The sequence below is a fragment of the Actinoplanes sp. NPDC004185 genome, from assembly GCF_053603475.1.
The window spans coordinates 149,274-162,754 of the sequence record NZ_JBSGFR010000016.1; the positions used below are offsets into that span (position 1 = coordinate 149,274).

Below are 13,481 nucleotides of genomic sequence, written 5' to 3' on the forward strand. Positions count from 1 at the left end.
ATCCATCCGCGCCGCCGCTCCGGGTGCCGGGCCCGGTCACAGCTCGAACCAGTATCTGCGGGCGGGACCGAACGGGGTCTCCCCGAGGCCCTCGAAGACCCCGCCACCGCGCTCGATCGTCCGCATCGAAGCGACATTGCCGGGCGCGCAGACGGCCAGCACCCGTTGCAGGCCCAGCCCGCGCGCCTCGTCGAGCATCCGGTCCAGCGCCCAGGCGCCCAGCCCGCGCCGGCGCGCCGACGGCCGGATGCCGTAACCCAGGTGGCCGGCCCACCGTACGTAGTCGTCGTCGCCGTGGCGCAGCGCGATCCCGCCCAGCACGCGATCACTCTCGATGATCCAGCGGTACGTGCACCGGTGCCGGCCGGCGTCCGTCGTCCGCGCCGGATCGGACTGCTCCGAGAGCCGGGCCAGCCAGGCCGCGAAGCCGGCCGGTGTGCCGACCTCGTCGGCGGGGTCCAGCCCGAAGCCGTCCTCGTGCGCTCCTGGCCCCCACTCGGCGTGGGCCTCCAGCCAGGCCTGGTGCAGGTGGACGGCGGGGGCGATCAGCTCGGGCACGCGACGACGATACCGACCGGCGCCGACAACTCGTACGCAACTGCGTTCTTGTTCGGGGCAGGGGCCCCCACCACGATCGGCGGTGTCCGGACGGTCCAGACGAGGGGCGAGGTTTGATGAACGCCACCACCACGACGGCGGTGCCGCCGGATCCCACCGGCGCCGCCACACCGGTCGAGTTCGCGGGACGCCTGCGCGCGTTGATGGCCATGCGCAGACGCTCGCTGGACAGCGTCGCCAAGCGTAGCCGCGACGCGGGGACACCCATCTCCCGCGCCACGGTCCACAATCTGATCACCGCCGCGAGCACTCCCCGGCAGGACTCCCTCGTGGGCTTCCTGCGCGGCTGCGGAGTGCCGCCCCGCGAGCAGATCCGCTGGCTCATCACCTTCCACAAGGTCTACCCGGAGGGCCAGCGCACGGTCAGGCCCCGGCCGGCCCCGGATCCTCGCGCGTGCTGACGGCCGCGTGCCCGGCGGTACGGGCCAGCGTGATGCGGTCGATCTCGGTGTAGGGCTGCTTGCTCCCCGGCAGGGCGTCGGCCAGGCTGCGCACGGTCATCGTGGTGCGCGCACCACGGGCGGCGGGCACGACGTCGACAGCGATGAAGGCGTAGTCGTCGTAGCGCACCTGGGACCAGTCGACCACCTCGGGGATCCGGCTGCCGCCCGGGTGCCCGGCCGCCTTGATCTTGCTGTCCTGCGTGGACCAGAAGTAGCTGTTGACGATGTTCTCGGTGTTGTTCTCCACCTCGTTCGGGCCGCCGGGCGGCTGGTAACCCCGGTAACGCTGGCCCGCCGGCAGCTTCTGCGGCCCGGCCGGGGTGATCCCCGGCGGGGGCGGCGCGACCGGACCGGGCGCCTGCCGGAACGGATAGCGCGGCCGGCCGCCGGAACCGACACAGAGGTAGGTGACACCGTCCTTGGCCGGATGGATCGTCGAGCCGTCCGGCGCGGAGCGGGTACGCCGGCCGTAGCGGATCGGGTCGGTGCGTTCGAGCAGGTGGTTGTGCCCCTGCACGACCAGGTCGACCTCGTACTCGCTGAACAGCGGGTCGAGCGCGTCGCGGACGCCACCGTCGGAGGCGTGGTTGTCCGTCGTCGAGTACGCGCACTGGTGCAGGAACGCGACCACGAAGTCGATGTCCCCGGCCCGCTCGGTCCGCCACTTGCGCAACGTGTGCTTGAGCCAGCTCACCTGGGCGCCGCCGGAATAGCCGGTGTTGGTCTGCAGCTCGGCCGAGAGCTCGTTGGCGTCGACGGAGATCACGCCCACGTTGGCGTAGACGAACCGGTACACCGACGGGCAGCTCTTCGGGCCGTTGGCCGGGAAGTCCAGCCGCGACACCAGGCCGCCGTAACCGTGGGTGGGGCTGTCGCCGAGGAACTTGGTGTTGCCGTACAGCGGTTCCATGTCGTGGTTGCCGGTGGTGAACATCCACGGGGTGTACGCGGCCAGCGGCTCGATCTGGTTGAGGAAGACGTCCCAGACGTACGGGTTGTAGAGGTTGCGGCCGGTCGGGGCGACCGCGGTCAGCGCCGTCGTGTCGTCGGCGGGCAGCCCGGAGCCGGACGGGTTGGCGTAGCAGATGTCGCCGGCCAGCAGCGTGAAGACCGGCCGCTGGGTCGCCATGAGCATGGTCTGGGTCAGCGCGGGACGTCTGTCGGTGCCGTGCGGCCCGGCCACCGGATCGTCCGGTAGGTACGAGTTGTCGTCGAAGATCCCGGACGGCCACTTGCCGCCGGCCGCGGTGACGGACGCGGGGTTCTGGCCCCAGGCGTACTTCGGGTCCCGGGGCGCGGTGTTGGTGCCGACGTCGGCGAAGGCGGTGAAGGTGAACGGCGCCGCCACCGCGGAGTGCCGGGACGGAGCCGTGCTGAAGTGCGCGTCGCCGCTGACCGTGCCGTCGGACAGCCGGATCCGGTAGTGGTAGACGGTGTCGGCGCGCAGCCCGTCCACGGTCGCCTTGAGGTAGAACTGGCTCCCGATCGGGCCGCCGGGGATCGCGTACTGGCCGACCAGGTGCTGGATCTCCGCCTCGGTCCGGTGGCCGTACTCGCCCGGCTCGGCGCCGACGTCGACGAACGCGCGCAGCTTGTGCGGCAGCTTGCCGGTCTTGCTGACCAGCTGGGCGGTCACGGCCATCGCCGGGCGCAGCATCCCGTCGGACGCGGGCACGAACGACAGGTGCCGGCCGGAGACGACCACCCCGGCCTTGCCCGCCTTGCCACCGCCGGCCGCGAAGGCCGCGTCGGCCAGCTGGAACTGCGCGTACGCGTACCCGCCGGCGCCGGCCATGACGGCCTTCAGCATCGAGCGGCGGCTGACCCGCTGCCGGGTCAGCTCCTGGGCGTTCCACTCAGTGCACTCATCCACCGTGATGGGACGGCTACTCTTCGACAGCTTCACGCGGCCATCCTGTCGGGCCGGATCCGTTCGCGGGCGGTACACGCCCGGCCCGGCCGGAAAACCCGACGAAAGAGGTAGCGGGCGGAATGTCGGGGGGTCGTGTCACTCTTGGTCGGGAGAGGGGGCCGTCATGTCCTTCGAATATGCGGGCGCCACGGTTGAGATCATCGATGCCGCCACCATTCTGGCCGCTGCCCGGGTCAACCCGGTCGAGTTGCTGCGCCGGGCCGCTTTCCCCGCGCCGGTGCGCCGGGCGACCCTGACCGTGACCAGCGCGGACACCGATGCCGGACCGGTGCACGTGTTCGTCGCGGAGATCCGCACCAACGATGACGACGTGCCTCAGCGGGAGCGCATCCGGGCGGTCGTGCTGGGCAACGACCCGGTCGGGACGCTGCTGGCCAAGCGGATCGCCGCCGGGGACCCGGTGACCACCAAGATCGTGGACGGGGTGGGGGCGGCGGCCGTCGCGGCGTACAAGAAGCTCGGTCTGGACCGGCCCTCGGGGCCGGCGGCGGAGCGGGAGCCGGGCGCCGCGGTCCTGGCCGACGCGGCCGCCGGGCTGCAGGCCGCGGTGACCTACGACCAGGCCGGCAGTGTCGTGCGGCTGCGGGCCGAGGTCGCCCGCGACGACGTCCAGCCCGCCCACCTGGAGGCGATGGTCAAGCTGACCCTGCAGGCGGTGGTCGAGCTGCTCGGTCCGGAGGCGGGGGAGCTGCCACTGGCCGGCCGGCGGTACGTGGTCAGCCGCGAGACCATCCCGCGGGTCGCCCCCACCACCCAGACGGTCACCCTCGACCAGGTCGGCGGTCTGGCCGACGTGGTCGCCGAGCTGCGCCAGATCGCCGTGTCGTTCCGGCATCCGGAGGCGATGGCCCGGTGGGGCGCGCGCCGGCCGCAGGGCATCCTCATGTACGGCCCGCCGGGCACCGGCAAGACCATGCTGTCCCGGGCGCTGGCCAACGAGATCGGCGCCGATTTCCGCGAGATCCGCACGCCGGAGATCCTGGACAAGTGGCTGGGCGGCTCCGAGCGCAACATCAAGCAGATCTTCCGCGACGCCCGCCGCTACCGGGTGCCCACTCTGATCCTGTTCGACGAGTTCGACTCGATCATCAGCTACGCGGGCTCCGGCGGCGACGCGGCCAGCCAGGCGATCAACGCCGTGGCCGGCATCTTCAAGCAGGAGATGAACGACCTGATCGAGGCCAACCCGAACGTCATCGTGGTGGCGACGACGAACTTCCCGCACCGGGTCGACGACTCGCTGATCCGCTCGGGCCGCTTCGACGTCAAGATCTCCGTGCCCAAGCCCGACGAGGTGAGCCGGGCGGAGATCTTCCGCAAGATGATCGCCCAGCTGGCCGCGGTGCACGAGGAGCCGGGCTTCACCATGTTCGCCGACGGCATCGATCTGGCCGAGCTGGGCCGGCTCAGCCACGGCATGACCGGCGCGGACATCAAGGAGATCCTGCGCCGGGTCCAGCTGGCCAAGGCCATGCAGGACGCCCGCACCGGCGGCCTGGTCGACCCGATCAGCCAGCAGGACCTGATCGCCAGCGTCAACGACCTGCTCGGTCCCCGCTGACCGTGGGTCAGCGCAGGACGTATGCCACGCTGGTCTCCCGGATTCCGGCCCGCTCGAAGCCGCAGCGTTCCATCAGGTGCTGGGACGCGGTGTTGACGATGTCGGTGTCGGCGTAGAGGGGCCGGATCGGCTCACGGGCCAGGAACATCCGCAGGGCCCGGCCGCCGATCCCGCGCCCCCAGAAGTCCTGGCTGAACCAGCCGCCCAGGTAACGACGGCCGTCCCGCCACCACGCCAGCAGGTTGCCCGCGACCTCACCGTCCACGAGCACCGTCTGCACGAGGACGGTGTCGTCACCGAGCACGTGCTCGGCCCAGTAGTCCAGGTAGACCTGGCGGTCCGGGGCTGCGATGTTCGCCCGTCGTGCGGCCTCCGGCTGCTGCCGGTGACTGTGGAAGATCTCGACATCCGCCGGCGTGGTGTCGCGCAGCCGCACGTCCCCGGTCATGACCGCGATTCCGTCAGCTCACCGGCCGCCGGGGCCGCCTCCGCCGCGGGCGTGCGCCACGGCAGCAGGAAGGCGCTGGTCAGCACCGTCCCGGCGAGCACGAACAGTGCCGTCCGCACGCTGGTCGCCGCGGCCAGCAGGCCACTCGCGGCGATGCAGGCCGGCTGGGCCACCCGCGAGCTGATCGACCAGGCGGCGAAGACCCGCGCCAGGTAGCCGTCCTCGGTGGCCTGCATCCGGTACGTCGCGAAGGTCGGGTTGAACGCCCCCGCACAGGCGACGAGCAGGAACTGGCCCAGCGTGATCGACGCCAGCCCCGCCACGCCAGCCGGGGCGAGCGGGATCAGGACCAGTGGCAAGGCCTTGGCGGCCCCGGAGACCAGCAGCACCCGGCGCCGGCCGTACCGGCGGGTCAGGGGCCGGGCGGTCAGCGCGCCGAGCAGGCCACCGAGGCAGGGGATGCCGAACGCCAGGCCGTACTGCCAGGGGGCGAAGCCCCGCTCGCGCAGCATCAGGACCGCCAGCAGCGGGGCCGTGGCCATCACGCCGGCGCCGAAGACCAGCGAGTTGGCGTAGAGCAGGCGCAGGTCGCGGTGCCGCAGGATGTACCGCCAGCCGGCCGTGAGCTGCGCCGCCCGGTGCCGTTCGCCGGTCGGTGCGGGCGGTGGCGGCTCCGGGCCCCGCAACCGGCGGATGCCCAGCGCCGACAGCAGGAAGCTGACCGCGTCCAGGGCCACTGTGGCCGTCGCCCCCACGGCGGCGATCAGCACCCCGCCCAGCGGCGGGCCCGCCGTGCTGACCGTCCAGAACGTCGCCTCGAACCGGCCGTTGGCCACGGCCAGCTGGTCCGGCGGGACGAGCGCCTTGAGATGGGCGCCGCTCGCCGCCTGGAAGGCGATGCCGCCGACCGACTGGGCCACCGCCACCAGGCACAGCTGGGTGTAGGTCAGGGCGCCGAGGGCGGCGGCGACCGGGAGACTGCCCAGAGCGGCGCACCGCAGCAGGTCCGCGCCGATCATCACCGGGCGCTTGTGCCGGACCTCGATCCACGGGCCGAGCGGCAGCGCCAGAGCCGCGCCGGCCACCCCGCCGAGCGCCGCCAGCAGCGACACCTGCAGCACGGAGGCGTGCAGCGCCAGCGTGGCGATCAGGGGAAGGGCGCCCAGGCTCAGCGCCGTGCCGAGTTCGCTGACCGCGTACGCGGCCCACAGCCGGCGGAAGTCCACCGGCGCACCCTACGGGCTGGAGGCCGGTTCGCGCACGGCGTACGCCGCGAAGTCGGGCTCGGCCTGCGGCTTGCCGAAGTGGTAGCCCTGGGCCAGCTGATAGCCCAGGCGGTACAGCTCCTCGGCCTGTTCCGCCGTCTCCACACCCTCCGCGACCGCGGTCAGCCCGAGGCCCTCGCTGACCCGGATCAGCGCGGTGGCGATGACGGCGTGCCGGCCGGCCATCGTGATGTTGTCGACGAAGGACTTGTCGACCTTGAGCACGTCCACCGGCACGGTCTGGAGCAGGCCGAGCGAGGAGTGCCCGTTGCCGAAGTCGTCCAGGGCGATCCGGACGCCCAGCCGGTGCAGCTCGTCGAGGGTCTGCACTGCCTGGCCGCCGCCGAACACCGCGGTCTCGGTGACCTCGACGGTGAGCTTGCCGACCGGTAGCCCCGTGTCCGCGAGGGCGCGCGCCACCACGGCCGTGAAGCCGGGCTGGGCCAGCTGCCGGGCCGAGACGTTGACGCTGATCCGCTGCGGCGCGCGGGAACCCCAGTCGGCCTGCCACTCGACGGCCTGGGCGCACGCGGTCCGCAGGATCCACTCGCCCAGCTCGACGATGAGCCCGTTGTGCTCGGCCGCCGGGATGAACCGGTCGGGCGGGACCATGCCGCGTTCCGGGTGGTCCCAGCGGACCAGCGCCTCGACCGCCCGCAGCCGCCCGTGTGGCAGCTCGACGATGGGCTGGTAGACCATCCGGAACTGGCCGGTGTCCAGCGCGGTACGCAGCTCGGCACCCAGCCGGGCCTGCTCGTCCGCGGTGTCGTCGAGGTCGGCGGTGTGGCGGCGGTGGGTGTCGCCGACGGACTTGGCGGCGTACATGGCGACGTCGGCCCGGCGCAGCACCTCGACGGGGTCGGTGGTGCCCGTACCGTCGGCGACGCCGATGCTGACGCCGATCAGCAGTTCGTGGCCGCCGGCGTGCACGGGGGAGCGCAGCGAGCCGGCGAGCCGGGTGACGGCGGCGTCGGCCGTCGCGGCGTCCGCGCCGGTGAGCAGGACCGCGAACTCGTCGCCGCCCATCCGGGCCACCAGGGCGCCGGGCCCGGCGGCCCGGGACAGGCGCTCGGCCACACCGATCAGCAGCCGGTCCCCGACGGCGTGCCCGAGCGCGTCGTTGACCTCCTTGAAGTCGTCCAGGTCGAGCAGGGCCACCTGCACCGGCCCGGCGGCCAGGCCCTCGGTCAGTCCCTGCTCCAGCCGGCGGCGGTTGGCCAGACCGGTCAGGTCGTCGGCCATCGCCAGGTCCTCCAGCTGGTCGGCCTGCTGCTGGACCTGGGCCACGAAGCCGGACATCCGCAGGAGCACGAGGAGGAACAGCAGGACGGCGCCGGCGGCGATCGCCAGCCGGTCGACGGCATTGCCGCCGATGCCGGGCACGAACAGCAGCCCGGGGGCCAGCAGCGAGCAGACCGCCAGCAGGACCAGCCGGGACCGCCCCACCCGCGCGTCGCCGGGCCGGTTCGCCGTCGTGCCGGTCCAGCGCATCGAGGGGTGCAGCGCGGCCGCGGCCCAGGCGACGTAGGAGAGCAGCCAGCCGGCGTCGAGCAGACTGCCGCCCTCGGAGTCCGAGTACAGCGAGACCAGCGAGTAGGCGACATCCGCGGCGAGCAGCAGCAGTGCGGCCACGCTCAGCAGCCGGGCGCTGGCCGAGCGCCGGCCGGAGTTGGTGAAGAACCGGGCCAGGATGGCCAGCAGCAGGGCGTCGGCGGCGGGATAGGCGACCCCGATGACCCGCTCCAGCGTCGAGGCGGTCGAGCCGGCCGCGATCGGGTGCATCACGAACACCCAGAAGACCAGGCCGATGCCGATCGCCACGATCGCGGGGTCCACCAGCCCGGCGAGATCACCGCCGCGGCGGCGGCCGCGGCTCAGCAGCACCAGACCGACGACCAGCATCGGGTACGCGCTCAGATAGAAGAAGTCGGCCGCCGACGGGTACGGCTCCTGGTGCAGGACGTACTTGTAGTACTCCCAGACCAGGTCACCGCCGACCCAGGTGGTCTGCCCGGCGGCGAACCAGTACCACATCGCCCGCCGTTCGGGCCGGTGCAGGCGTACCGCCAGCGGGATCACCAGGCAGGACAGCAGCCCGATGAAGTTGTAGACCAGGTTCGCGGCGAGGCTGTCGTGCGGCAGCAGGTAGTAACCGCCCACGGCCAGCACGCCGAGGGTCAGCCACCACCACCAGAGTCGTTTGTGTCGCACGGAGGGCAATCGGTCGCCGGCGTATTCATCTGAGGATTCCACCGGGTCACACCGCCACTGTCTCGGTGCCGCTGACGACATCGTGGAAGTCGGGCTGGGTCACGGGCCGGCCGAAGTGGTAGCCCTGGGCCAGCCGGTAGCCGAGGCGGTGCAGTTCGGTGGCTTGTTCGGCGGTTTCGACGCCTTCGGCGACGGCGGTGAGGCCGAGGCCGTCGGCGACCTGGATCAGGGCGGTGGCGATGACGGCGTGCCGGCCGGCCATGGTGATGGTGTCGACGAAGCTCTTGTCGACTTTGAGGGTGTCGACGGGCACGGTCTGCAGCAGGCCGAGGGAGGAGTGGCCGGTGCCGAAGTCGTCCAGGGCGATGCGTACGCCGAGCTGGTGCAGGTCCTTGACGGTCTGCACGCTCTGCCCGCCCCGGAAGACGGCGGTCTCGGTGACTTCGATGATCAGATTGTGCGCACTCAGGCCCGTCCAGGCCAGTACTTCGGCCACCAGATCGGCGAAGTCCGGTTCGGCGAGCTGGCGCGCGGAGACATTGACGCTGACGCGTGCCGGCGCGGCCGCACCGTACGTGGCGTGCCAGGCGACGGCCTGGGCGCAGGCGGTCCGCAGGATCCAGGCACCGAGTTCGACGATGAGGCCGTTCTGCTCGGCGACGGGGATGAAGTCGGCCGGGTTGACCAGGCCGCGCTCGGGGTGGTGCCAGCGGATGAGGGCTTCGACGGCGACGATGCGGGCGTCGGGCAGCGAGACGATGGGCTGGTAGACGAGGCGGAACTGGCCGGTGTCCAGCGCCGTCCGCATCTCCGTACCGAGCCGGGCCTCCGCGCGGGCCCGTTCGTCGAGCTCCACGGCGTAGCGGCGGACGTGACTGCCGCCCTGGTCCTTGGCCGCGTACATGGCAGTGTCGGCGCGCCGCAGCACCTCGTACGGGTCATCGGTGCCCTCGGCGTCGGCGATGCCGACGCTGGCGCCGACCAGCAGTTCCTGGCCGCCCACCTCCACCGGCCGGCGCAGGGAGCCGGTCAGCCGGCCGACGATGCCGGCCATGGCGTCCGCGGACGCCCCGGTGACCAGGACGGCGAACTCGTCGCCGCCCATCCGGGCCACCATGTCGTCGCCGCGCAGCCGGTCCGCGAGGCGCTGCGCGACGACCGCCAGCAGCCGGTCGCCGACGGCGTGACCGAAGCGGTCGTTGACGTCCTTGAAACCGTTGAGGTCGAGCACCGCCACCTGCGCCGGTCCGGCGGCCACCGCGGCCGTGAGCCGCTCCTCGAAGTAGCGGCGGTTGGGCAGGCCGGTCAGGTCGTCGCGCATGGCCAGGTCTTCCAACTGCCGGGCCTGCTGCTGCACCTGCGTGACGAAACCGGACATCCGCAGCAGCACCAGGACGAAGAGCAGCACCGCGCCGACGCCGATGGACAGCCAGCTCAGGTGCGGGAAGCCGAGAGCGCCCTGGACGAACAGCAGGGTCGGCACGAGCAGGGTGCTGCCGGTCAGCAGGACCAGCCGGCCCGGGCCGACGCGGGTCCCGCCGGTGCGGGCCGGGGCCGGCGCGGCGGCGGACCGGTGCAGGGCCGCGGCGCCCCAGACGACGTTGGAGAGCAACCAGCCGATCGAGATGAGGCCTTCCAGCTCCGGGCGGTAGGCGGTGACGAACGGGAAACCGACGTCGGCGGCGAGCAGCGTGCCGGTGCCCGTGACCAGCAGCGCGACGCTGACCGTGGGGCGCCCGGAGCGGGTCAGCACGCGGGCCACGAGGGCCAGGAGCACGAGATCGCAACCGGGGTAGGCAGCGCCGAGCAGCCGTTCCAGCAGCGGGATGGAGCTGTCACCGGCGATCGGTCCGATGGCCAGCACCCACCACACCAGGCCCAGCCCGGTGGCGATGATCGCACCGTCGAGCAGGCCGGCCAGGTCGCGGCCGACAGGGCCCCGGGCCAGCAGCAGAGTGCCGGCCGTCAGCAGCGGGCAGCTGCCCAGGTAGAAGACGTCGGCCAGGGAGGGGAACGGCGACTGGTGCAGGACCTGCCGGTAGATCTCGTACGTGACGTCGCCGGTCAGCCGGAACCCGATCGAGGCGGCGAAGACGTACCAGCCCAGCCGGTCCGCGGGCCGGTTACGCCGCACGCGCACCAGCACGACCACGAGCGTCAGCAGCTCGAACAGGTCGTACAGCACCGCCCCGGCCAGGGTGCCGTCACCCAGGACCGGGTACGCGAAGCAGATCAGCAGGCCGGCCGCCGTCCACGCCGTGACCCGGTCGACCCGAATTGTCCGCACGACGGGCCATCGGCACCGGCGCCGGGCACCTGAGACTTCAGACGAGCACGGGGTGCGGCTGCTAGGCCGGCAGGGCCCGGTCGAGCAGCGCCGCGGTGTCCACGCCGCGGGGCAGCGTGCCGAACGAGTGGCCCCAGTCGCCGCCCAGCCGGCTCGCGCAGAAGGCGTCGGCCACGGCCGCCGGCGCGTGCCGGACCAGCAGAGAACCCTGCAGGACCAGCGCCATCCGTTCCACGACGCGGCGCGCGTCCGACTCCAGATCCTCGCCGTCGCTGAGCAGCGCGGTCAGCTCGGCCGTGGCGGCGTCGAGGCGGGAGTCGGCGCCCGCGGCCGCGCCCACCTCGGCCCGGAACGCGTCCAGCCCGGCCGGGTCGCGGCGCAGGGCCCGCAGCACGTCCAGCGCCTGGACGTTGCCGGAGCCCTCCCAGATCGAGTTCAGCGGGGCGTCGCGGTAGAGCCGGGGCAGGCCCGACTCCTCCACGTAACCGTTGCCGCCCAGGCACTCCAGAGCCTCCCCGACGACGGCCGGCTGGCGCTTGCACACCCAGAACTTGCCGACCGCGATGGCCAGGCGGCTGAACGCGCGCTCGCCCGCGTCACCGCGTACCCCCCGGTCGACGGCCCCGGCCAGCCGCAGAGCCAGCGCCGTCGCGGCCTCCGACTCCACCGCCAGGTCCGCCAGGACGTTGCGCATCAGCGGCTTGTCGATGAGCGGCCCGCCGAAGGCGGCGCGGTGCCGCGTGTGGTGCACGGCCTGGACCAGCGCGGCGCGCATCCCCGAGGCCGAGCCGGTCACGCAGTCCAGCCGGGTCATCGCGACCATCTCGATGATGGTCCGCACCCCGCGGCCCTCCTCGCCGACCAGCCAGGCCACCGTGTCGTCGAACTCCGGCTCGCTGCTGGCGTTGCTGCGGTTGCCGAGCTTGTCCTTGAGCCGCTGGATCCGGAACGGGTTGCGGCCGCCGTCCGGCAGCACCCGCGGCACCAGGAAACACGACAACCCGCCCGGGGCCTGGGCCAGCACCAGGAACAGGTCACACATGGGCGCGCTGGTGAACCACTTGTGGCCGCGCAACCGGTACGTGCCGTCGGTGGCCGGGGTGGCCGTGGTCGAGTTGGCCCGCACGTCGGAGCCGCCCTGCTTCTCGGTCATGCCCATGCCGGCGAGCAGCCCCCGTTTGGCCGCCGGCGTCCGCAGGCCCGGGTCGTACACCCGGGCGGTCAGCAGCGGCTCGTACACGGCGGCCAGCTCGGGCGCGTTGCGCAGAGCCGGGACGACCGCGTACGTCATCGAGACCGGGCAGGAGTGGCCCGCCTCGACCTGGCTCCACACGTATGTGCCGGCGGCCCGCGCGACGTGCGCCCCGGCCCGGCCGTCGGACCAGGGGGCTCCCGCCAGCCCGGCCCCGACGGCGACGTCCATGAGGCTGTGCCAGGCCGGGTGGAACTCGACCTCGTCGATGCGGTTGCCGTACCGGTCGTGGGTGAGCAGGCGCGGCTCGTACCGGTTGGCGTCGGCGGCCCAGCGCTGGGCCTCCGGCTGCCCGCCGAGCTTGCCCAGCCGGTGCAGATCCTCGGCGGCCCAGCCGGCGCCCTCCCGGGTCAGGCCTTCGAGCAGGGCGGCGTCGGCGGCGATGTCGTGACCGGCCAGGGGTGGCGGCTGGTTGACGACCTCGTGGGTGAGCGGCATGCCCCGAATCTAGGCCCTCGCGCCGGCCGGCGACGAGGGCGGGGACCAGGTGGCCGCCATGCCGGCGATGCGCCCGGCGACCCCGGCCGGATCGACCACCTGGTGCAGGTGCCGGCCGGCGATCCGCTCCACGGCCCAGCCCCGCGCCGCGGCCTCGTCGGCGACCTGCTCGTACGGCGGTCCGAACAGCAGATAACCGCACGGCTGCGCGTCCCAGCCGGCCGGCCCGGGGATCTGCTGCTCGTAGTAGCTCAGCGGCAGCCGCGGCTGCTCGGCCTCGACGGACGCGCGGACGGCGGGGTCGGGCAGCATGGGCGCCACCTCGGCCTCGTCGAACCAGGTGGTCCAGGGCGGCAGGACGCCGTCGACGGCCTTGGCCCGCAGGAACGCCAGCGCCTCCGGCGGGACCACCGGGGTGGGTCCCTGCCGGGCGGGCAGCGCCGCGTCCACGAACAGGCAGCCGACAACCGGCCGGGTGGCGGCCGCGACGATGACCGGCACGAACAGCCCGGCGTTGCTGTGCGCCACCAGCACCACCGTCCGGTCCGCCGGCAGCCCGGCGATGGCCGCACCGACCAGCTCCGCGACCCGCGGCCAGAACGGCGGCCCGGCCGCGCCCACGCCGGCCAGCGAGGGCACGACGACGGTGGCGCCCCGGGCGCGCAGCTGATCGGCGACCGGTTGCCAGGTCCCCGGACCGACCGACGGGCTGTGCACCAGTACGAAAACGGCGTCCATGACGCTCACGCTCCCGGAAACGGGCCGGTGTGGCCAGGGCGGCGCGTGACGCCCACAGCGAAACCGACGACTACGGTCACTCCTGGGCGTCCGCACCTATGGTGCCGGGCATCGCGGCGCTGGTGAAGCGCGCTGTCCGGGGCGGCCGTGTGGTCGCTGCTGAACAGCCTCACCAAACCGCCGAGCAGACCGTCACGACGGACTTCACGACGTCCGCTGATGCCCACTGTGGACAATGCCGCCCCGAAGATCACCGGTGGTCCTTGGCACCGACGGCGAAGGCCCGG

Annotated in this window: 10 protein-coding genes; 2 read left to right on the plus strand and 8 right to left on the minus strand. The window is 73.0% G+C overall.

The window, feature by feature from the left end; all coding sequences use genetic code 11:
• Positions 1–36: 36 nt before the first annotated feature.
• Positions 37–558 carry a GNAT family N-acetyltransferase gene (locus ACWEOZ_RS18675; RefSeq protein ID WP_451911932.1) on the minus strand — a complete coding sequence of 174 codons (522 nt, stop codon included), beginning with the start codon at positions 556–558 and terminating at the stop codon, positions 37–39.
• Between the two features lie 116 nt (positions 559–674).
• Between ACWEOZ_RS18675 and ACWEOZ_RS18680 the strand changes: the two genes are divergently transcribed.
• Complete coding sequence (locus tag ACWEOZ_RS18680; protein WP_360543749.1) at positions 675–1,019, plus strand: helix-turn-helix domain-containing protein; 345 nt, start codon at positions 675–677, stop codon at positions 1,017–1,019.
• On the opposite strand, the gene ACWEOZ_RS18685 is transcribed toward ACWEOZ_RS18680, so the two are convergent.
• Complete coding sequence (locus ACWEOZ_RS18685) at positions 982–2,934, minus strand: purple acid phosphatase family protein (RefSeq protein ID WP_451911933.1); 1,953 nt, start codon at positions 2,932–2,934, stop codon at positions 982–984. The genes ACWEOZ_RS18680 and ACWEOZ_RS18685 overlap by 38 nt on opposite strands.
• A gap of 163 nt (positions 2,935–3,097) precedes the next feature.
• On the opposite strand from ACWEOZ_RS18685, the gene ACWEOZ_RS18690 reads away from it, so the two are divergent.
• The gene (locus ACWEOZ_RS18690) at positions 3,098–4,555 is read left to right on the plus strand and encodes an ATP-binding protein (protein ID WP_451911934.1); all 1,458 of its coding nucleotides are present in this window, start codon (positions 3,098–3,100) and stop codon (positions 4,553–4,555) included.
• A gap of 7 nt (positions 4,556–4,562) precedes the next feature.
• Here ACWEOZ_RS18690 and ACWEOZ_RS18695 read toward each other — a convergent pair whose 3' ends face one another.
• From ACWEOZ_RS18695 to ACWEOZ_RS18720, 6 genes are all read right to left on the minus strand, one after another.
• Positions 4,563–5,003, minus strand: a complete 441-nt coding sequence (locus tag ACWEOZ_RS18695) for a GNAT family N-acetyltransferase (RefSeq protein ID WP_451911935.1) — start codon at positions 5,001–5,003, stop codon at positions 4,563–4,565.
• Positions 5,000–6,229: an MFS transporter gene (locus ACWEOZ_RS18700; protein ID WP_451911936.1), complete on the minus strand. Its 1,230-nt coding sequence runs from the start codon at positions 6,227–6,229 to the stop codon at positions 5,000–5,002. Before ACWEOZ_RS18700 ends, ACWEOZ_RS18695 begins: the two co-directional genes overlap by 4 nt.
• A gap of 9 nt (positions 6,230–6,238) precedes the next feature.
• Positions 6,239–8,479, minus strand: coding sequence for a putative bifunctional diguanylate cyclase/phosphodiesterase (locus tag ACWEOZ_RS18705; protein WP_451911937.1), 2,241 nt, complete (start codon positions 8,477–8,479; stop codon positions 6,239–6,241).
• Positions 8,480–8,525: 46 nt separating this feature from the next.
• Positions 8,526–10,766 (minus strand): putative bifunctional diguanylate cyclase/phosphodiesterase, encoded by a 2,241-nt coding sequence (locus ACWEOZ_RS18710; RefSeq protein WP_451911938.1) that lies wholly within the window; start codon positions 10,764–10,766, stop codon positions 8,526–8,528.
• 61 nt (positions 10,767–10,827) lie between these two features.
• Complete coding sequence (locus ACWEOZ_RS18715; protein WP_451911939.1) at positions 10,828–12,456, minus strand: acyl-CoA dehydrogenase family protein; 1,629 nt, start codon at positions 12,454–12,456, stop codon at positions 10,828–10,830.
• Between the two features lie 9 nt (positions 12,457–12,465).
• Positions 12,466–13,194: an alpha/beta hydrolase gene (locus ACWEOZ_RS18720; protein ID WP_451911940.1), complete on the minus strand. Its 729-nt coding sequence runs from the start codon at positions 13,192–13,194 to the stop codon at positions 12,466–12,468.
• Positions 13,195–13,481 lie beyond the last annotated feature (287 nt).

Excerpts from the sequence above, each read along its gene's own strand:
- ACWEOZ_RS18720 (WP_451911940.1), bottom strand. The coding sequence starts at position 13,194 with ATGGACGCCGTTTTCGTACTGGTGCACAGCCCGTCGGTCGGTCCGGGG.
- ACWEOZ_RS18680 (WP_360543749.1), top strand. The coding sequence starts at position 675 with ATGAACGCCACCACCACGACGGCGGTGCCGCCGGATCCCACCGGCGCC.
- ACWEOZ_RS18690 (WP_451911934.1), top strand. The coding sequence starts at position 3,098 with ATGTCCTTCGAATATGCGGGCGCCACGGTTGAGATCATCGATGCCGCC.
- ACWEOZ_RS18715 (WP_451911939.1), bottom strand. The coding sequence starts at position 12,456 with ATGCCGCTCACCCACGAGGTCGTCAACCAGCCGCCACCCCTGGCCGGT.
- ACWEOZ_RS18695 (WP_451911935.1), bottom strand. The coding sequence starts at position 5,003 with ATGACCGGGGACGTGCGGCTGCGCGACACCACGCCGGCGGATGTCGAG.